The organism is Pseudoalteromonas aliena (genome assembly GCF_038155085.1).
Lineage (GTDB): Bacteria > Pseudomonadota > Gammaproteobacteria > Enterobacterales > Alteromonadaceae > Pseudoalteromonas > Pseudoalteromonas aliena_A.
In genome coordinates this window covers 59,310-78,723 of the sequence record NZ_JBAKAU010000002.1, presented here as the reverse complement: position 1 = coordinate 78,723, position 19,414 = coordinate 59,310, and the positions used below count along the sequence as shown (strand labels likewise).

Below are 19,414 nucleotides of genomic sequence, written 5' to 3'. Positions count from 1 at the left end.
CTTAATTAGTGCGTTGAGTATTTACTATGCTGTTTTCTGTGCCAAATGTATTGCCGATATAACCGTCAGCTTGATGGTCGTTATCCCAAATGTCTCCATTAATTAGATAACGAAAGTGAAATTGTTGATCGATAGGTAAGCGTTGCTTAAATTTAAACACACCTTGTTTTTTATTAAGCTTCATTGGCACTGGTTGCCAATCATTAAATTCACCTAATAAGCAAACCTCTTCTGCCTCTGGATGAGAAAATTCAAAAGTAACTTCAGCTTCATTTTTTGTTTTAAAAAAACGTTTATTCAACATAACAGGCTCCAACTAAACAATTAAAGTATTTAATCTTTGCCACAGGGCCGATTTAACATCAACAGGCGATGTGGAATCTATTCAAAAATCATTAAACGTGTTGTTAATTTAAGCAAAACTTTGTTTACGCTTTATTACAGTGCAAACTTTATTTTTAACGCACCAACAAAGCGCATTAATTGCTAATATAAGACGTTATAAATATTACATCTTATATAGAGCAATTTTTAAACCAACTAAACAAGACTCCTATTAATTCAACATGTACCTTGTTAAGGGCTTAAAGCTGACTAAAATTAAAAACACTAAATTCTTTTTTTATATATATTCATCATAGATAATACACGCCACCTTAATACTCTGAAATATCATTAATTTCATGTTGAAAAAAAGCATTTTAATAACTACCACTATTATTTTTTTAATTATTACTGCATTTATTGGTACCTCGATCTATACCCTATACAGTAAAAAAGAAATTTCTGTAGATCCTAAGCTAAAGGAAATTTCCGGTATAGAATTTGATAAGCATCTACGCCTATGGGCTATTAATGACAGCGGTGATGACCCCAAGCTTTACAGACTAAACAAAGATGGTTCTATTGCTAAAGAAATATTGGTCACTAATGCTAAAAATATTGACTGGGAAGACATGACTCAAAATAAGTTTGGGCATTTCTTTTTAGGCGACTTTGGTAATAATAAAAACGAGCGTAAATGGCTAACTATTTATAAAATCGAAAACCCTATTGATATTAAAGGCGAGACCACCGAAGCGGAAATTATAAAATTTACGTATCCTGATCTCGATGGTTCACCTGTAGAGCCCGATAAGCGCAACTATGATTTAGAAGCTTTTGTTGCACTGGGGCGTCACTTATACCTATTTACTAAAAATCGGACTGAGCCATTTGATGGGATCACAAATGTATATAAGGTAGGCGATCATGCTGCTAATTTTGATGCTGAGCTGGTTGACTCTTTTAAAACCTGTACCACGCTTGAAAAGCTATGCTGGATAACCTCTGCAGCACTTAGCCCCGATCGTAAAAGATTGGTGTTACTCGATTCAACTAGTCTTTGGTTATTTGAAAACTTCAAAGGTGATAAGTTTTTCTCTGGTGATGTATCAAAAATAGATTTAGGGATAATTACCCAAAAAGAGGCAGTCACCTTTTTTGATGACAACACCATTGTATTTACCGATGAAGAGTTTAAAGGCATTGGGGGAAATGCATATTTTATAAAATTAGATAAAATATCTAAAAATGTTATCCGAAGAGCACCTATGGGGTTGTAATATCACACCTGTGTTCTAAAGGGATAACTTAATAATATTAAAGTATGATTACCCACTAACGCAACTGATAAACTTTTCAGACAATAAAGAAACTTCATCTCTAGTGGTATAATATTGTTGCCCTTTAGCTAATATATATTTTGAACAATATACATGTGTTTCATAAAATCTAATCCGACAAGACTCAGTTGATTTACCTAAAGCTTGTTGATATGCATCATCTTCACAAATGTTTAATGCAAACTCTTTCGCACCTGTAATAACTTCAGCTAGACTGACTGGTGAAGACTCTAGCTTAAAATATATATCACTATATGTTTTTACTTCAACGTCATTATTAAAAATGCTCGCATTAGCCTTTAAATAATAACTTCCCGCGACAATAAATAATAAAAGAGCTATAAAAATTTTCATGTACTTCCCTGCTAATGCCAGCAAAAAACTGACTCCTGAGATAAAACTAAACATAGTTATTTTTTATAAAAACGACTATTTGTTTAATTTTATTGAAAAACTTGATGATTATTTTGAAGAAATTAGAAAAAGGTTTTATATCCCTAATTTCATAAAAACAGATCCTTGTTTAGGGCATGCAAAATATTTTTAGCGATAATCAGCCTGCCTATACAAATATTGTAATGCGCTTACAATTAAAAATCTATCGTTTAAATTTTGTTTCTAAAATTACAGAAGATGTTGTGCGCTCCACCCCATCAAGATTTCCTATATCGTCCAACAAATGACTAAGCTGTTCTAAATTTTGAGCCTGTACCACCGCAATTAAATCAAACTCACCACTTATGGCATAGAGCTGCGAGATAGCATCAATTTGCTTAAGCTCAATGTTTGTTTTAGTTGTTAATTTTTGCCTAACCTTTATAGACACATGAGCTGATACCATTTTACTAAGGTAATCATCTCCATAATCTACGCTATACCCTTTAATTACACCGGTTTCTTCTAATTTGAGCATTCGACTTTGTACCGTTGAACGAGATAAATCAAGCATGCGAGCAAGATCAGAAATACTCGCTCTAGCGTTTGTTTTTAGTACAGAAAGTAGCTTTTCATCTTGTGGAGTTATCATAATGGTAATTTTCTTCGTTATTTTGCCTTTTATTTTAATCATTTTTCACAAAATAGCACTGCAATTTTTACTACTAACCTTCGATAATGGCACCTAACAGAAATAATAACGTGTTTGCTGAAGAATAAAGGCTATATTCTTCTTTGAGTTAGCAACTAATCTTTTATCTAAGCCCATTAAATTTAGGTGTAAAAATGCAAGTAACAAGAGACTTATTTAACGACGTAATGGTACCAAACTATAACCCATCAGCAATTATCCCAGTTCGTGGTGAAGGTTCACGCGTTTGGGATCAAAATAATAACGAGTTTATTGATTTTGCCGGTGGTATTGCCGTTAATTGTTTAGGTCACTGTCATCCTGCATTAGTAAAAGCATTAAAAGAGCAAGGCGAAAAAATTTGGCATTTATCAAATGTTATGACCAATGAGCCAGCACTTCGTTTAGCTCAAAAAATGGTTGAAGCAACGTTTGCTGATAAAGTTTACTTTGCAAACTCAGGTGCAGAAGCAAACGAAGCAGCGCTTAAGCTAGCTCGTCGTTATGCATTGGACATTTATGGCGCTGAAAAAACTCAAATTATTGCATTTAATAAAGGTTTTCATGGTCGTACTTTCTTTACTGTAACGGTTGGCGGACAAGCTGCTTATTCAGACGGCTTTGGTCCTAAGCCTGCTGATATAGTACATTGTGATTTTAACGATATAGCGGCATTTGAAGCGCTGATCAGCGATAAAACATGTGCCGTTATGATGGAACCATTACAAGGTGAAGGCGGTATTATTTCACCAACAGATGAATTTGCTAAAAAAGTACGTGAACTTTGCACTAAGCATAACGCGTTACTTATTTTTGATGAAGTACAAACGGGTGTTGGTCGCACAGGCGATTTATACGCTTATGAAGGTTTAGGGGTTGTTCCTGATATTCTAACAACGGCAAAAGCATTGGGTGGTGGCTTTCCAATTGGCGCTATGATTACTCGTACACCTATTGCTGAGCATTTAAAAATTGGTACTCACGGTTCTACATATGGCGGAAACGCACTTGCTTGTGCAGTGGCCGAAGCAGCATTTGATACAGTAAATACACCAGACGTACTAAACGGAGTTAAAGAGCGCGAGCAATTATTCCGTGACGGATTAAACGCAGTTAACGAAAAATACAACGTATTTAGCGAAGTACGTGGTAAAGGCTTATTAATTGGCGCAGTACTAAATGACAAATTTGAAGGACGTGCACGCGACTTTTTAATAGCCAGTGCTAATAATGGTTTGATGAACCTTGTTGCGGGTATGAATGTAATTCGTTTTACACCGTCTTTAATTATTCCATTTGAAGATATTAAAGAAGGCTTAGCGCGCTTTGAAAAAGCCGTTAGCGACGTAGTAAACGGTTAATATAGTTTAAATTAGCACGCCTACAGGCGTGCTATTGGAGCAAGCAATAAATGCAAGTATTACGCCCTATTACTGCCAATGATTTTGACGCGCTTAAACAAATAGCGATTGAATCCGGTCATGGGTTTACCTCTTTACCTGTGGACGATACACAGCTTAAAGAAAAAATTGAACGTGCTGAAAAAAGCTTTGCCAAAAACATTAACCAGCCACTTGATGAAAGCTATTTATTTGTTTTAGAAGACAGTGAAACAGGTGACGTTATTGGCACAACCGCTATAGAAGCTGCGGTAGGTTTATCGGTGCCTTTATATCATTATCATTTAGGTAAAACAGTACACCACTCGCCTACTTTAAATGTATATAACACCGTTGATATTTTAAGCATGTGTAACGACTACACAGGTTGCTCTGAAATATGCACATTATTTTTGCGAGAAAATAGCCGTAAAGGCCTAACGGGTCGATTTTTATCACGTTCACGCTTTTTGTTTATGGCTCAGCACAGCGAGCGTTTTGCCGATACTGTTATCGCAGAAATGCGCGGTGTTAGCGACGAAGACGGTCATTCGCCTTTTTGGCAATGGCTGCAAGAGCACTTTTTTAGTATCGAATTTCCACAAGCGGATCACTTAGTTGGCTTAGGCGATAAGGTATTTATTAGCGAGTTAATGCCTAAATACCCTATTTATGTGAATTTGCTTAGCAGAAAAGCCCAAGCAGTGATTGGGCATGTACATGAAAAAACAAAGCCTGCGCTAAAGTTATTAGAAAAAGAAGGTTTTGAGCACAGAGGCTACGTTGACTTATTTGACGCAGGCCCAACGGTTGAAGCAAAGCTTGGTAATATTCGCAGCATTCGCGACTCTCAAGTTTGCCCTATTACTATTGGTGAGCTTGATCACATATCACAAAATAGCTCTGATACGCTGGCTATATGTAATCAAGGCGTAAGTGGCTTTAGAGCAACATTGACCAAAGACGCACATTACAATCATGCAAAACATACTCTCGTCATTAGCCAAGATGTGGCTAAAGCACTTAATTTAAGCCAAGGAGATGCAGCGCGATTTTTCCGCCTGTAAATAATTTATGAATACACACCTAATTAATAATCAGTGGCATGCAGGTCTTGGTCCAGCATTTGAGTCAATCAATCCAAGTAATGGCAATGTGGTATGGCAAGGTAATGGCGCAAACGCCCATCAAGTAGGTTCTGCTATAAAAGCAGCTAGAGCCGCGCAATTACAATGGGCAAACAAACCACTTGAAGAGCGTATCGCCATTTTAGAAAACTTCGCAGTACAATTAAAAGAACACAGCGAAGAATTTGCCACTATTATTGCACGCGAAACAGGTAAGCCATTATGGGAAACCCGCACCGAAGTAGGCGCAATGACAGGCAAAGTAGCTATATCTGTGAAAGCGTACCATGAGCGTACTGGTACAACTGAAAACCCAATGCCTGGTGCTAAAGCATTTATTAGACACAAACCGCACGGCGTTGTGGCTATTTTTGGCCCGTATAACTTTCCGGGGCATTTACCAAACGGGCATATTGTTCCTGCAATTTTAGCCGGTAATACCGTGGTATTTAAGCCATCAGAACTAACACCGCAGGTTGCAGAATTTACTCTCTCACTTTGGTTAAAAGCAGGTTTGCCAGCGGGTGTTATTAACCTTGTGCAAGGTGAAATTGAAACTGGTAAAGCACTTGCCTCTCATAAAGACATAGATGGCTTATTTTTTACTGGTAGCTCAAACACGGGGCATTTATTACATAAGCAATTTGCAGGACATCCTGGCAAAATTTTAGCACTTGAAATGGGCGGTAATAACCCTCTTATAGTAAAAGACGTGAGCGATGTAAGCGCCGCTGTACACGATATTATTCAATCAGGCTTTATTACCTCTGGCCAACGTTGTACGTGTGCACGCCGCTTATTTATTGAAAAATCAGCCAACGGCGATGCTATTTTAGAGAAGCTAATAAGCGCAACTAAAAACATAATTGTAGAGGACAGTTTTGCTACAGAGCAGCCTTTTATGGGTGCAATGATAAGCGAAAAAGCAGCATTAGGCATGGTCGCCGCGCAAAGTGAATTAGTGTCAAAAGGTGCGCAACCCCTTGTTGAACTTAAGCAATTAAAATCAGGCACAGGTTTTGTTAGCCCTGGCATTATTGATGTAACAAGCATTACCGACGTGCCAGATGAAGAGCATTTTGGGCCGCTAATTAAAGTGTATCGTTACAACGACTTTGACAGCGCAATTATTGAAGCTAACAACACAAGTTTTGGTTTATCTGCTGGTTTACTAGCTGATAACGAAGATGATTACACTCACTTTTTAAAACGTATTCGTGCCGGTATTGTTAACTGGAATCGCCCTATTACAGGCGCCTCAAGTGCAGCTCCTTTTGGCGGTATTGGCGCCAGTGGTAATCACAGAGCAAGTGCCTATTACGCCGCTGATTATTGTGCATACCCTGTGGCATCTGTTGAGTCAGATAAAGTGAGCTTACCGCAAACCCTAGCGCCGGGCTTAGTAATTGAATAAGCAATAAAACCAAATTCTAGATTTAAGGACTTAACATGCATACTGATGTAAACACATTATTTGACAACCTTTGGGAAAACTATTTAAACGTAACTCCATCGGCAGATAAAATTCATGACCTTTTAGGGTCAACGCAAAAAGATGACATTATTAACGATCATATAGCGCTGCGTACGTTTAATATTGAAAAAGTGGGTCTTGAAAAGCTCGCCGCTCATTTTTTAGCAATTGGCTATAAAGAATGTGGTGAGTACCACTTTGAGGCTAAAAAACTTTACGCAAAACACTATGAGCATAGCGATCCTAATCAGCCAAAAGTATTTATCTCTGAGCTATTAGTAGAAAAATGTTCGCCAGAGTTACAAGCAATCGTAACCGATATGGTAAGTGAAATTGACGAAAGTGCAGTTACAGCAGACAACTTTTTATATTCAGGTACGCATTGGCAAGTAAGCACCGATACTTATAAACAACTGCTAGCTGAAAGCGAATATGCTGCGTGGATGTCAGCGTGGGGTTACCGTGCCAATCACTTTACCGTAAATATTAATACGCTTGCTGAGTTTGATAATATTTATGATGTTAACCAAGCCCTAAAAGACGCCGGCTTTTCGCTTAATACGTCAGGCGGAGAAGTTAAAGGCTCTCCAGATGTGTTACTAGAGCAATCGTCAACACTTGCTGATGAATACTCAGTTACCTTTAGTGACGGTGATATGAGCATTCCTAGCTGTTTTTATGAGTTTGCTATTCGTTACCCTAAAGCTGACGGCGAGCTTTATACTGGTTTTGTTGCAGCCTCGGCTGACAAAATATTTGAAAGTACCAACGCACGTTAATTATAACGGTAATTAAAATAATTTACTTTAAAAAGCCCCTTCGGGCTTTTTTTGTACAGACAAGTAAAGTAAATGTTGCTATTTTAAAATAAAAAGGAATATCAATGAAAACTATGAAGCTTTATTTTTTTGTTTATTTACTTGTTTTACCACTATTTATTAACGCACAACCTTCTTTAACTCTTTTATCTCGCGCATATAGTGAAGATCAAACTGAACGTACTGCTGATAGGCACTTTTATGATCTATTTGAAAAAGTTTTAAACTCTAAATTTGAAATTGATACACAGTGGACAAATCATGCACGTATGATCAAATACTTATCAAGTACCCAACCCGTTTGTACCTATAATATAATTAAAACGAGACAACGGGAAAAGCTTTTCTTTTTTTCTAAAGCACCTACGACAATGTTTGTTCAGCGAAGGTTGTATGGTTTCAAAGAAACCTTAAAAGGACTACCCGATAAAGTCTCCGTATCAAAGCTTCTAGCTGATAATAAAACATTTGGTATTGTTGCTTCTACTAGCTATCAAGAACTTGATAATATGTTTTCTCTTTACCAACACCAAATAGCTTCGATAAGCAGCACAAACAGTTTTGCTCAGCTAGGGCAGCTGCTCGCCCATAGACGAATAGATATGATTATTGATTATGATTACACCGTAAGAACTTTTTTATCCGCAGAACAGTATGAACAACTTGATAGTCGTGAAATAATTGAGTATCCAGAATTTATTAATGGCTACTTTGCTTGCAGCCGGACAATAGCAGGAAAAAAAGCAATATCTTTGATTAATTCATATATGCAAACAAATGATATGTATGATTTCCTTAAAAAAATTCACTTCCAAACTTTCGGTCCAGATATTGCTGAAAGGATGATGCGAATATACAAAAGTGATTATCAAATCTCACCCGATATATAATGTATTTGATTATGATTAATTTATCGAATCGATAAGATAATAACAATTCATAGATTAATACTTTGTTTTTAAACGCATTTAAAATAATTTATATTTTTGTTGTACTTATTTAAAAGTGGCTTTATTATCTCGCCGCTTCTTGATGATAGCCAATCCGAGTACATTACAAACCCCGTTTGTAGCAAGGCAATAGAGCAACTATCCAAGAGTGAATTTGACTGTGCATAAGCACTATTAATGACGCTCAACCGACTTGTAGATAAACCACAGCGGTTGCTTAAATGACTCGGAGAATACAGTGGCTTTATCAACTCAATTAAAAGACTATACAATTAAAGTACCAGCAGCAGCGGTTGCTGCTAATAAATCATTTGATTACGTACAACCGTCTACCAATCACATCGAACAATTAGCAGCACAATTTGGTGCTCCGCTAATGGTGCTTGATTGCGAGGCAGTTCGCCGTCAATATCACGCTCTTAAAAATGCATTACCCAGCGTTACGTTGCACTTTGCACTAAAACCATTACCACACACGGCAGTTGTACGCACACTCCTAGAAGAAGGCGCGAGCTTCGATTTAGCAACCAGCGGTGAAGTTGATTTGGTAGCAGGCGAAGGAGTACCGAGTGAGCGCACTATTCACACTCACCCAATTAAACGCGATAGCGATATTCGTGATGCCCTTTCTTATGGCTGTAGTGTATTTGTTGTTGATAATATTAACGAACTAGAAAAGTTTATTGCTTACAAAGCCCAAGCTGAAATATTGGTACGCTTAAGCTTTCGTAATAAAGAGGCATTTGCTGACTTATCTAAAAAGTTTGGCTGTAGTCCAGAGATGGCGATTGAAATTATTGCCTACGCGCAGCAATTAGGTATCCGTATTAAAGGTTTATCGTTCCATGTAGGCTCCCAAACAGCAAGCCCAACTAAATACGTCGATGCTATTAACGCATGTGCCAAGGTAATTTCACAAGTAAGCGAACTTGGCTTACCTGCACTGAGTACACTTGATATAGGCGGTGGTTTTCCTGTGCCATACACTGCAGATGTACTTCCAATTGACGTATTTTGTGCACCAATAAACACAGCACTAGCGCAATTACCTGAGACAATGCAAGTGCTTGCAGAACCAGGGCGCTTTATTGTTGCAAGCTGCGTTACAAGCGTTGCTTCAGTAATGGGCCAATCTGTGCGCGAAGGTAAAACGTGGTACTACCTAGACGATGGTATTTACGGATCGTTTAGCGGCTTAATGTTTGATGAAGCAGCCTACCCTATTGACAGCGCTAAACAAGATGGTGATCGTTTTGATTCGGTACTTGCGGGTCCTACATGCGACTGTATCGATGTGATTCGCGAGTCGATTATGCTACCAAAACTGAACAACGGTGATTTAATTATTAGCCGTATGATGGGGGCATACACATTAGCAACGGCAACCGATTTTAACTTCTTCAAGCGTGCAGAGGTAGTTGTTTTAAATGAACAAGTACAAAGCCAAATTTTAACAGGCTAATAATTTACCTATTCCTCAGCTGTAACTATAGAAGTATGTAGTTACCCAATTTAAAAACGCAGTTGCTCATCTAACTGCGTTTCTTTATGCCAATTAATAGCATCGAGTATCCTGTTAGGCTCTTGCAATGCAATTAATTGTTCTTATAACTCACAAGCTTTTAGTAGTAACATCTTGTCAATCATGGTGTAAGTTCAACAATAAATGAATTTTGAGAATAATTTAAAAAGGCTAATTACAAAGCACTATCATACTTTTTCAGCTATTGTTTTTAAGATGATCGACCCTCATATCCTTATCGTATGAGTTACTAAATAAAGGGTATAAAATATGAAAAACGAACTCGACAACAAACAAATTTTAACTGTATATGAACGCATAATTAAAAAAGGCAAAATGACTGATGAAGGCAAACATTATCAAGGCGTTACCGCTTATTCAGACGTAGATGGCTACACTGTATACTTACAAGGTAGCGGCGTTGAATTACGCTTTGGTTTTCATAATACTTACCACCTTAACTACGAACATGAAAAGCATAAAGACGACTTTTTGAAAAAATTATATAACATTGCAAACGAGAGCTAATGCATCCACGAAAACTAAGACACCGCCCTACCAGTAAGCTCAATACTACTTTTATAAACCAAGTGGTAGAAGAGCTTAAAGCTGACCCGAGCAAAGTATCAATTATTCAAGGTAATCTAGAACAGTACCGTTCTCAAGCTCATTTAAAGCGTGGTTTTTTATTGGCTATAGAGCGCTTTGATTGGGTTTTTGAAGCAAGTAAAGATATTGATTTCATCTGCCAGCAAATTTTAGCTGATGACTATATTGGCAATAGACTAAGACGTTACCCCCTACTTTTTAAAGGCGTTATTAATAATGCTTAACCTTTCAAAACCAAGCACTTTAAAACGATAAAACCACAAAGTTCACTCTATATCGATTTATTAGAGTACTAAGCAATTGCAGGATTAGTACGCTTTTGTATTAAAATAATACTATTAGTACTCTAACTATTATTATTCTAATGGTTTTTTGATGTTTTATTCATTTATTGCTGTAAACAAATAATTACTATTATTTAATTTTAAAATTAAAATCATAAACCTTTGTTTTAAATGAATTTAAAATCATTAACCCTTCACCGCCTTTATCGCATTAGTTGCGTTTTTATTAATGATTATTCTACATTTTAGCATCCAAGTGTTTACTTCAGCCTTGAATTATTAGAACTATTACCTTAAGCTTATCTTTATTGAACGTTCAATTAATAAAAAATATGCCTAAAGTTGGAATGGAACCTGTCAGGCGTCAGCAGCTAATTGACGCGACTATAGAGTCAGTTGCAACTAATGGACTGCAAGGAACAACGATAAACAGTATTAGTAAAAATGCAGGATTATCGTCAGGCATTATTAGTCATTATTTTGGTGGTAAGCAGGGGTTAATTGAAGCAACCGTTAGATACTTACTAACAAGCTTAAAGCAAGGCCTGCTTAGCAATGTTGAACCTAATACAAATGCCACAGAACGTTTAATGTTTATTATCGAAGCCAACTTTGCGCTTGTACAACAGCGCAATGATACAACCCGAACTTGGCTAAGTTTTTGGGCACAATCGATGCATGATGAAGAATTACACCGGCTACAAAACGTAAACAGTAAACGCTTGCAAAGTAATTTAGCATTTTCTTTTAAGCAACTAATGCCAGTAAAGCAAGCAAAACAAGCTGCGGAACTTAGCGCCGCCATGATTGATGGCCTATGGTTAAGAGCAGTATTGAGTAAATCAGACAATAATCAGTTCAAACACAGTGAAACCTTAGCTAAAAACTACGTACTTTCACTTATCAAGCAATATGGAGCCTAGCGTGACTACACCTGTCTATCAAAATTTTATTAACGGCCATTTTCTTGCAAACCAGAACGGCAAAACATTTGATGTAACAAACCCAGCAACGGGCGAGGTTATTTACGCAGTAGAAATTGCCGACGAATTTATTCAAAACGCAGCCATTGCCAGCGCAAAGCAAGGTTTTGCTCAGTGGTCAGCAATGACCCCCATTGAACGTAGTCGCATTTTATTAAAAGCAGTGGCTATTTTACGCGAGCGCAACGATGAGCTTGCACTTGTAGAAGTACTCGACACTGGTAAACCAATGCAAGAAGCAAATTGTGTTGATATTGAAACCGGCGCTGATGTAATTGAATACTTTGCAGGCCTTGCGCCAGCACAAGTAGGCCAACAACAAATGGTTGGTGATGACTTTTACTACACACGTAAAGAGCCATTAGGTATTTGTGCGGGTATTGGTGCATGGAACTACCCACTACAAATTGCATGTTGGAAGTCGGGCCCTGCCCTTGCAGCGGGTAATGCATTTATATTCAAACCATCAGAAGAAACACCACTGGGCGCAATTAAACTTGCAGAAGTATTTGTTGAAGCTGGCGTACCTGCAGGTGTGTTTAATGTTGTTCAAGGCGCAGGCGATGTAGGCCAGTGGCTAACGCAGCATAGCGATATTGATAAAGTATCATTTACGGGTGAAGTAGGCACAGGTAAAAAAGTAGTGGCAAGTGCTGCCGGTACTTTAAAAGATGTCACGATGGAACTTGGTGGTAAATCTCCACTATTAGTATTTGATGATGCCAACATTGAGCAAGCGGTTAGTGCTGCTATGTTAGGTAACTTTTATACGCAAGGCGAAATTTGTACTAACTGTACACGTATTTACGTTCATAAAAATGTATATCAGCAGTTTATTGATGAGCTTAAAGCGCGCACTGAGAAAAACATTATTGCTGGCGACCCACAAGATTTAAATACTAACTTTGGCGCACTTATTTCTAAAAAGCACCAAGAACTAGTAATGAGCTACGTTAATAAAGGCATCGAAGAAGGTGCAACGCTTTTAACTGGTGGTACAACGCTTTCACCAGAATCTGCACCTAATGGCTATTTTGTAGCACCGACTGTGTTTATTGATTGTAATGACGATATGACCATCGTTAAAGAAGAAATATTTGGCCCTGTAATGAGCGTGCTTGTTTTTGACGACGAAGACGATGTGATTACACGCGCTAACGCAACTCACCTAGGATTAGCCGCAGGCGTATTTACTAGCGATATTAAACGTGCTCACCGCGTGATTCATAAGTTACAAGCCGGTATTTGTTGGATTAATGCTTACGGTAACTCACCTGCCGAAATGCCCGTTGGCGGTTATAAGCAATCAGGTATTGGCCGTGAAAATGGTATACAAACGCTTGATCAATACACGCAAACTAAGTCTATTTATGTTGGTATGGCCGACATAGAAAGCCCATTTTAAGGCGCCCTACTATGAGTAATCACTACGACTATATTATTGTTGGCGCGGGTTCGGCGGGTTGTGTTTTAGCAAACCGTTTATCTGAAGATTCAAATAACCGCGTGTTACTACTTGAAACTGGCGGTAGCGATAAAAGTATTTTTATAAAGATGCCCACCGCGTTATCTATTCCTATGAATAGTGACAAATACGCATGGCAGTTTCATACGCAGCCTGAACCTCATTTAGATAACCGTGAGATGCATTGTCCTCGAGGCAAAGTATTAGGCGGCTCGTCATCTATTAATGGCATGGTATACGTACGTGGCCACGCGAAAGATTTTGACGAATGGCAGCAACACGGTGCAAACGGCTGGGATTACCAATCATGTTTACCGTATTTTCAAAAAGCAGAAAGCTTTTATCTTGGTGAAAATACTTACCGTGGTGGCAAAGGCCCGCTTGGCGTTAATAACGGCAACGAAATGCAAAACCCGCTTTACCGCACCTTTATCAAAGCAGGTGTACAAGCCGGTTACGCTTCTACAGATGATTATAATGCGTCGCAGCAAGAGGGTTTCGGCCCAATGCACATGACCGTAAAAGACGGCGTGCGCAGCTCTGCGTCTCGTGAGTATTTAGACCCTGTTAAATCGCGTAGTAATTTAACGATTATTACAGGTGCATTAGCACAACGCGTGATTTTAGATGGAAAAAAAGCCACAGGCATTGAATACAAAGTAAATGGTGACGTTAAAACAGCACATGCTGCAAAAGACGTTGTACTAAGTGCAGGCCCAATTGGCTCTCCACATATTTTACAACTCTCTGGTATTGGCGATACCCAAGCACTTGAAAAAGCAGGCGTTGAAGTAAAACATCACTTACCTGGTGTTGGTCAAAACTTACAAGATCATCTTGAGTTTTACTTTCAATATAAGTGTAAGCAGCCTATCACACTTAACGGTAAATTAGGGCTTATTTCAAAAGGGTTAATTGGTGCTCGCTGGTTATTAACGCGTTCGGGTTTAGGTGCAACGAATCATTTTGAGTCGTGTGCGTTTATTCGCTCAAAACCAGGTGTTGAATGGCCAGATATTCAGTATCACTTTTTACCAGCGGCTATGCGTTACGATGGTAGAAGTGCGTTTGCAGGTCATGGTTTTCAGGTACATGTTGGTCATAACAAACCTAAAAGTCGCGGTAGTGTCACTATTGCTTCTGCGAACCCTGAGCAACCACCAACCATTTTATTTAATTATCTTGAACACCAAGACGATATTGAAGGCTTTAGAGCGTGCGTTCGCTTAACACGCGACATAATCGAGCAAAGTGCCTTTGATGAATACCGCGATGAAGAAATTCAACCCGGTAAACATATTCAAACAGATGAAGAAATAGATGCCTTTGTACGCCAAGCTGTTGAAAGTGCCTACCACCCTTCTTGCTCATGCAAAATGGGTGAAGATGATATGGCCGTTGTTAACTCAAATACGCAAGTACATGGTATAGAGGGACTACGTGTTGTTGACTCATCTATATTCCCAACAGTTCCTAACGGAAACTTGAATGCACCTACCATTATGGTTGCCGAAAAAGCAGCTGATATAATTTTAGGTAAAAAACCATTACAGAAACCGGATGTGGATGTTGCCATAACAACAAACTGGCAAGAAACACAACGTAGTACGGAGATCTAACTTTAGCCACATGCTCAGGTTTAGCCTCGTCGGGCTAAACCGTTGCGTGCCTTGCAGTGGCACACGATGTAAATAGGTTACGTTGTGTTAATGCGAGAATAAAACAATAAAATACGGAGTGCTTATGAATTATTTTTATTCATTATTGGAGGGTAACAATGACTATTTGGCTTAATGCAGGAATCATTTTTACTCTACTTGCTATTGCTATTATCTTATTCAAATGGGGTAATGTTCGCGTAGTAGGTGTAACACCAGTTCGAACCTTTACGTTTATAGCAATACTATTTACTTCTGGCCTTGATGTTGGCCTTATTATGTTCCCTTTAACTGAGTTTGCAGGTTATGCAGACATAAAAGCAAGCCCAGAATACGCGTTTGCAAATCCACTGGCTATTGAGTTTGGCTACTGGGGATTTTTGATCTGGGGATTTTACTTTCTTACGTGCTTTTATTTCTGTGTAATAGAACCTAAAGTGAAATTTTTCGAAATTCCTTGGGTTAAATTTATCAATAATGTTGTAATTATTGGTACATGTGCATTTACCGCTTATCTGCTGCTTACAAATTTACCATGGTATTTACCTGAATTAGGTGATGGTACAAGCGTTGTTAGCGAGTTTTACTTGATTGTATTTGCGGCAATTTGTTTTGCAGTGTACTCAAGCACCGACATTAAATATGTGCGTATTTTAAGTATTTCTACAACGTGGTTATTTTTAGCATTAATCGCTTTCATGTGGATTGGCGCGTTTGTCATTGGCGATAGTGAGATATCAGCATTTACAGATAACTTAGGCTCTATTGGTACTTACTTTGCTAATATTAATGAATTTGTTTTACCGCTTAATGATTACCATGAGTTTTACTTATTCTGGTGGTTTGCGTGGAGCATAATGATTGGTCAATTTACATCACGCTTTGTTGGTGGACTTAAAACATACCAAGTATTAGGTGCTATGTTGATTTTCCCTTCTATTCCTATTGCGATTTGGTTTAGCGTACTTTATCACTACCACGATGCGGGCATCCCAACTCAAGGTATTAAAAACTTTGCCATGGTATTTGTAGGTATCATATTTGTAATTAACTCTTTGGATTCACTCGTACGTTTATATACAGATAACCTCAACTTGACAGTAAAACGTTTTGGTAAAGCAAAATATATTATAGGTAATGTAGCCGCGCTATCACTGCTAACGCTACTATTTAAATTAGAATTTTTACAAATTCAGTGGGTAGGCGCATTAGTTATTGGCTTGTTTTTTATCTGTGCCGCTTTTATCGGCTACAGTAAGTTTAAAACAGTAACAAACATAGACGGCTCACCAAAAGCAAACGAAATTGATTACACAAAAATAGACACAGTACACTAGGGATTACTAATGAATAACAAACTAAAACAACTTGCAGTAGCACTACCATTTGCTCTTTTATCAACAACTGCAGCGGCTGATTGGTCAACAACAATCACAGCAGCGTCTGACTACACTTTTAATGGTGTAAGCCAAACAGGTAACGACCCTGCAATTCAAGGAAGCTTAGACTATGCTTTTGATAGCGGTGTTTACGCTGGTGTTTGGGCTTCAAATGTAGATTTTGGTGACGACACCGATTTTGAGCTTGATGCTTACGTAGGTAAATATGTACAGCTTGATGAGCAATTTAGCGTTGATTACGGTATCGCTTATTATACTTATCAAGGTAACAACAGCGATGGTAACTACGCTGAAGCTTACACTAAATTTGGTTATGCAAGTGAATACGGCCAAACTGAGCTTAACTTTTGGTACAGCTGGGATTACTTTGGTTATGACACCGGTCATGTCATTTCAATGATTGCTCACACGTATGAACTAGCTCCAAATCATGCGCTACGTGCAAGCTTTGATATTTCAAACTCACTGGATGGCGACAAATTTCAATGGGATCAAGCTAAGGGCGATAAGTCGTATTACCACTACCGCTTAGCATACCAAACAAGCTACGAAGGTTTTGGTATTGAAGTAGCAGCTGAAAATACAAGCCTTGACTACGACTATGCTGACGAGCGTATTGTTTTAGCTATTTCGCGTACATTTAACCTTTAATAAACTTCCATTTCATAAACAAAAATGCCACTTTAAAAAAGTGGCATTTTTATAATTAATAACGGTTCAAAGCTGCCATGCATAGCTGACTTTTGTAAATAATGTACGTTGATCTCGCTCAATATTTTTAAGTGAATCGTCTTGGTAACCTCTATCTGAGTAACCCAAATAGAACAACGTTTGTGCATTAATTTTATATGAGTAAACAAGCTGACTACCATAGTCTTTATTGATTTCGCTAACTTGATAAAAGTATGCGTTTTCATCTCTATCAACATCTTCAAACTGTAAAATCAGCTTAAGAATGGAACGCATGCTAAATTTATAATGAAGTCTAAAGTCGACTAAGTTAGCAGTAAATACACGATCTCCTTGTAGGTTATCTAATTGACTATAGTTATGCTTTATATCGAGCTGCCAGTGGTCGTTAATATCCCATATAACTTGTGTTTGAGTGTTAAACACATCACCAAGCTGTTCATTTGTATAATCAATACGGCTTGCATATTCGGTATATAAGGTAAGCTTTAAATCTTTAGTCGGTTTGAACCCTGTATAAATATAGCCAATATTTTGATTGTAAAAATTGCCATTAAAATTTTCATAGCGGTGCACTAAACCAATTTCGAAAATAGATTGTTTTTGGCCTTTAAAACTCAAAAAACCTTCGTATTCTTCTTCAAGTAAGTCGCCATTTTGCGCCCACGTTTTATCCCAGTCAGCTTCGTATGACCATGAGGTAAGTAAATCAGATTCATCTTTGTACCATGTTTGTCCACCACCAAAGCCTACTTTTTCATAATCTACTTTTGCTTGATAACCTAAATCAGTGCGATAGTCCTGCCCAATATTTTCATACGATGCAAACAATTTGTAATCACGTTTATCGCGCGTGAACTCTAAAGCGTAGGCTTCATCTGACTGAGTTTCAGTTAAGTTATAGTTTTGAATTAAAAATTCAGAGTTACGTGTATCAGCAGATGACACTTGATACAAAAAAGTATCCGATTGATTAAACCAGTAGCTACCATCCACTGATAATACAGTGTTGTGATAGTCATCACTTTCTCTGTGCGTGCTTGAAATACCAATAGTACCTTGCTGACCTAAGTCATATTGATAACGCCCTGCGACTACATTCGTTTTTTCTTTTAAGCTTGCAAAACCAGATCCCTGATTCGTTGGCAGTAAAATATTACTATTGTCGTCATCAGCTAGCATCAAAGCATAACTATGATTACCCGTTTTACCCGTTAGCTTTGCACCTAAAGTAGGTTCTGCGATTGTACGTGTGTATAAAAGCTCAAATAAGCTACTTTTAAAGTAAGAAGCACCATCTAAAAAGAAAGGACGTTTTTCGGCGTAATAAATTGAGAAGGTTGTATTTACATCAAGCTCTAAAGAGTCTGTTTCTACTTGCGAAAAATCAGGATTAATTGTCGCATTTAAAACAGCATCCTTTGTTAAACCCCAGCGTAAATCTAAGCCTACTTCAGTATCTATATCACCGTTATCCCAATCACCTGGCAGCTCAGATTTATTATCGTTACGAAGTGTGGTTAATGTAGGTGTTAATTGGACATTCTTACTCGATTCAATATCGCTAAAGCCAACTAACTTATCAAACTGGCAAAGGCTGCATTTCACATTTCTATCAAACCCCATATTTGATAGCTGATATAGCACATCTCGTTGATAGTTTCTCATGACTGAAAAACCCCACGTTAACTCTTTTTTATTTTCAGGAAAACGCAGTGCTTTAAAAGGAATACGCATTTCAACAACATAACCTTTGTCGTTAATTTGCCCTGCGCTATCCCAAATAGCATTCCACGAAGTATCAGAGCTCCACCCATCGGTGTCGGTCATTCGTATATCGCCTTGCGCGCCCAGCGGATTCACATGAAATTCATAGCCACTGCGTTCATCATTAAATGTATCAATAACAAGAATAACTACGTCATCTTCCCATAGCGTATCGCGGTCACGAAGTGATGCACGAATTTGCTCAGGACTTGGATCATCAGCCACAAAACCAACATATAAGTTAGTGCCATCTTCGTAAACAAAGGCATCAGTTTTTACAGGAGGTGTGCCTTTTTCGTTAGGCTCATCTTGGTAGAGTAAAGATATACGTGTTGCATTTTGCCAGTGCGCTTCATCCATAACACCATCAACGGTGATGTTTGAATCAATACGGGATAATGATACTTGCTGCTTTTTAGCCGCTACATCAATGCTTGAGAGTAATAAAAAAAAACTTAAAAATATGAAGGTAAACTTTTTTATTATAGTTATAAAGTACTGCATAAACATCCATTTAGACTGTAATTACTCATAAGGAGCAACTTAGGCTGGGGATTG

18 protein-coding genes are annotated in these 19,414 nt (G+C 38.0%); 14 read left to right on the top strand and 4 right to left on the bottom strand.

Translation table 11 applies throughout. The annotated features are described in order from the left end of the window. Window position 1 precedes the first annotated feature (1 nt). Window positions 2–304, bottom strand: coding sequence for an isoamylase early set domain-containing protein (locus V6260_RS03175; protein ID WP_341592641.1), 303 nt, complete (start codon window positions 302–304; stop codon window positions 2–4). A 379-nt stretch (window positions 305–683) separates the two neighbouring features. Between V6260_RS03175 and V6260_RS03170 the strand changes: the two genes are divergently transcribed. Next, window positions 684–1,604, top strand: coding sequence for a hypothetical protein (locus tag V6260_RS03170; RefSeq protein WP_341592640.1), 921 nt, complete (start codon window positions 684–686; stop codon window positions 1,602–1,604). Window positions 1,605–1,652: 48 nt separating this feature from the next. Here the strand turns inward: V6260_RS03170 and V6260_RS03165 are convergent, their stop codons facing one another. Together V6260_RS03165 and V6260_RS03160 are read right to left on the bottom strand one after the other, a co-directional pair. Beyond that, window positions 1,653–2,018: a hypothetical protein gene (locus tag V6260_RS03165; protein WP_341592639.1), complete on the bottom strand. Its 366-nt coding sequence runs from the start codon at window positions 2,016–2,018 to the stop codon at window positions 1,653–1,655. A gap of 244 nt (window positions 2,019–2,262) precedes the next feature. Further along, window positions 2,263–2,691: an Lrp/AsnC family transcriptional regulator gene (locus V6260_RS03160; RefSeq protein ID WP_002958609.1), complete on the bottom strand. Its 429-nt coding sequence runs from the start codon at window positions 2,689–2,691 to the stop codon at window positions 2,263–2,265. Window positions 2,692–2,885: 194 nt separating this feature from the next. Here V6260_RS03160 and V6260_RS03155 point away from each other — a divergent pair, with 194 nt between their 5' ends. The 13 genes from V6260_RS03155 (at window position 2,886) to V6260_RS03095 (ending at window position 17,050) form a co-directional block, all read left to right on the top strand. Continuing rightward, window positions 2,886–4,091: an aspartate aminotransferase family protein gene (locus V6260_RS03155; protein ID WP_341592638.1), complete on the top strand. Its 1,206-nt coding sequence runs from the start codon at window positions 2,886–2,888 to the stop codon at window positions 4,089–4,091. A gap of 50 nt (window positions 4,092–4,141) precedes the next feature. Beyond that, window positions 4,142–5,176 carry an arginine N-succinyltransferase gene (gene astA, locus V6260_RS03150; RefSeq protein ID WP_341592637.1) on the top strand — a complete coding sequence of 345 codons (1,035 nt, stop codon included), beginning with the start codon at window positions 4,142–4,144 and terminating at the stop codon, window positions 5,174–5,176. Window positions 5,177–5,183: 7 nt separating this feature from the next. Then, window positions 5,184–6,650, top strand: a complete 1,467-nt coding sequence (astD, locus tag V6260_RS03145) for a succinylglutamate-semialdehyde dehydrogenase (protein WP_341592636.1) — start codon at window positions 5,184–5,186, stop codon at window positions 6,648–6,650. A 35-nt stretch (window positions 6,651–6,685) separates the two neighbouring features. Beyond that, window positions 6,686–7,489, top strand: coding sequence for a DUF1338 domain-containing protein (locus tag V6260_RS03140; protein ID WP_341592635.1), 804 nt, complete (start codon window positions 6,686–6,688; stop codon window positions 7,487–7,489). Between the two features lie 104 nt (window positions 7,490–7,593). After that, window positions 7,594–8,418, top strand: coding sequence for a hypothetical protein (locus tag V6260_RS03135; RefSeq protein ID WP_341592634.1), 825 nt, complete (start codon window positions 7,594–7,596; stop codon window positions 8,416–8,418). Window positions 8,419–8,716: 298 nt separating this feature from the next. Next, on the top strand, window positions 8,717–9,940 hold the full coding sequence (locus tag V6260_RS03130) for a type III PLP-dependent enzyme (protein ID WP_341592633.1): 1,224 nt from the start codon (window positions 8,717–8,719) through the stop codon (window positions 9,938–9,940). Window positions 9,941–10,270: 330 nt separating this feature from the next. Next, a complete protein-coding gene (locus V6260_RS03125) occupies window positions 10,271–10,528 on the top strand; it encodes a DUF3081 domain-containing protein (RefSeq protein ID WP_341592632.1) in 258 nt (85 codons plus the stop codon). After that, window positions 10,528–10,833 (top strand): hypothetical protein, encoded by a 306-nt coding sequence (locus V6260_RS03120; protein ID WP_341592631.1) that lies wholly within the window; start codon window positions 10,528–10,530, stop codon window positions 10,831–10,833. The genes V6260_RS03125 and V6260_RS03120 overlap by 1 nt, the downstream gene beginning before the upstream one ends. Window positions 10,834–11,240: 407 nt before the next feature. Further along, window positions 11,241–11,816 (top strand): transcriptional regulator BetI, encoded by a 576-nt coding sequence (gene betI / locus V6260_RS03115; RefSeq protein ID WP_341592828.1) that lies wholly within the window; start codon window positions 11,241–11,243, stop codon window positions 11,814–11,816. 1 nt (window position 11,817) lies between these two features. Next, on the top strand, window positions 11,818–13,281 hold the full coding sequence (gene betB, locus V6260_RS03110) for a betaine-aldehyde dehydrogenase (RefSeq protein ID WP_341592630.1): 1,464 nt from the start codon (window positions 11,818–11,820) through the stop codon (window positions 13,279–13,281). Window positions 13,282–13,292: 11 nt separating this feature from the next. Further along, window positions 13,293–14,960: a choline dehydrogenase gene (gene betA, locus V6260_RS03105; protein WP_341592629.1), complete on the top strand. Its 1,668-nt coding sequence runs from the start codon at window positions 13,293–13,295 to the stop codon at window positions 14,958–14,960. Between the two features lie 158 nt (window positions 14,961–15,118). Next, the gene (locus tag V6260_RS03100) at window positions 15,119–16,336 is read left to right on the top strand and encodes a BCCT family transporter (protein ID WP_341592628.1); all 1,218 of its coding nucleotides are present in this window, start codon (window positions 15,119–15,121) and stop codon (window positions 16,334–16,336) included. A 9-nt stretch (window positions 16,337–16,345) separates the two neighbouring features. Then, window positions 16,346–17,050 (top strand): TorF family putative porin, encoded by a 705-nt coding sequence (locus V6260_RS03095; protein ID WP_341592627.1) that lies wholly within the window; start codon window positions 16,346–16,348, stop codon window positions 17,048–17,050. Window positions 17,051–17,116: 66 nt separating this feature from the next. Here the strand turns inward: V6260_RS03095 and V6260_RS03090 are convergent, their stop codons facing one another. Continuing rightward, window positions 17,117–19,360: a carbohydrate binding family 9 domain-containing protein gene (locus V6260_RS03090; RefSeq protein WP_341592626.1), complete on the bottom strand. Its 2,244-nt coding sequence runs from the start codon at window positions 19,358–19,360 to the stop codon at window positions 17,117–17,119. Window positions 19,361–19,414 lie beyond the last annotated feature (54 nt).

What these genes read in the sequence shown, in the direction of transcription:
- betI (WP_341592828.1), top strand. Translation starts at nt 11,241, where the DNA reads ATGGAACCTGTCAGGCGTCAGCAGCTAATTGACGCGACTATAGAGTCA.
- astA (WP_341592637.1), top strand. Translation starts at nt 4,142, where the DNA reads ATGCAAGTATTACGCCCTATTACTGCCAATGATTTTGACGCGCTTAAA.
- V6260_RS03090 (WP_341592626.1), bottom strand. Translation starts at nt 19,360, where the DNA reads ATGCAGTACTTTATAACTATAATAAAAAAGTTTACCTTCATATTTTTA.
- V6260_RS03125 (WP_341592632.1), top strand. Translation starts at nt 10,271, where the DNA reads ATGAAAAACGAACTCGACAACAAACAAATTTTAACTGTATATGAACGC.
- V6260_RS03140 (WP_341592635.1), top strand. Translation starts at nt 6,686, where the DNA reads ATGCATACTGATGTAAACACATTATTTGACAACCTTTGGGAAAACTAT.
- V6260_RS03095 (WP_341592627.1), top strand. Translation starts at nt 16,346, where the DNA reads ATGAATAACAAACTAAAACAACTTGCAGTAGCACTACCATTTGCTCTT.
- V6260_RS03120 (WP_341592631.1), top strand. Translation starts at nt 10,528, where the DNA reads ATGCATCCACGAAAACTAAGACACCGCCCTACCAGTAAGCTCAATACT.
- betA (WP_341592629.1), top strand. Translation starts at nt 13,293, where the DNA reads ATGAGTAATCACTACGACTATATTATTGTTGGCGCGGGTTCGGCGGGT.
- V6260_RS03160 (WP_002958609.1), bottom strand. Translation starts at nt 2,691, where the DNA reads ATGATAACTCCACAAGATGAAAAGCTACTTTCTGTACTAAAAACAAAC.
- V6260_RS03155 (WP_341592638.1), top strand. Translation starts at nt 2,886, where the DNA reads ATGCAAGTAACAAGAGACTTATTTAACGACGTAATGGTACCAAACTAT.
- V6260_RS03170 (WP_341592640.1), top strand. Translation starts at nt 684, where the DNA reads ATGTTGAAAAAAAGCATTTTAATAACTACCACTATTATTTTTTTAATT.
- astD (WP_341592636.1), top strand. Translation starts at nt 5,184, where the DNA reads ATGAATACACACCTAATTAATAATCAGTGGCATGCAGGTCTTGGTCCA.
- V6260_RS03175 (WP_341592641.1), bottom strand. Translation starts at nt 304, where the DNA reads ATGTTGAATAAACGTTTTTTTAAAACAAAAAATGAAGCTGAAGTTACT.
- V6260_RS03165 (WP_341592639.1), bottom strand. Translation starts at nt 2,018, where the DNA reads ATGAAAATTTTTATAGCTCTTTTATTATTTATTGTCGCGGGAAGTTAT.
- V6260_RS03135 (WP_341592634.1), top strand. Translation starts at nt 7,594, where the DNA reads ATGAAAACTATGAAGCTTTATTTTTTTGTTTATTTACTTGTTTTACCA.
- V6260_RS03100 (WP_341592628.1), top strand. Translation starts at nt 15,119, where the DNA reads ATGACTATTTGGCTTAATGCAGGAATCATTTTTACTCTACTTGCTATT.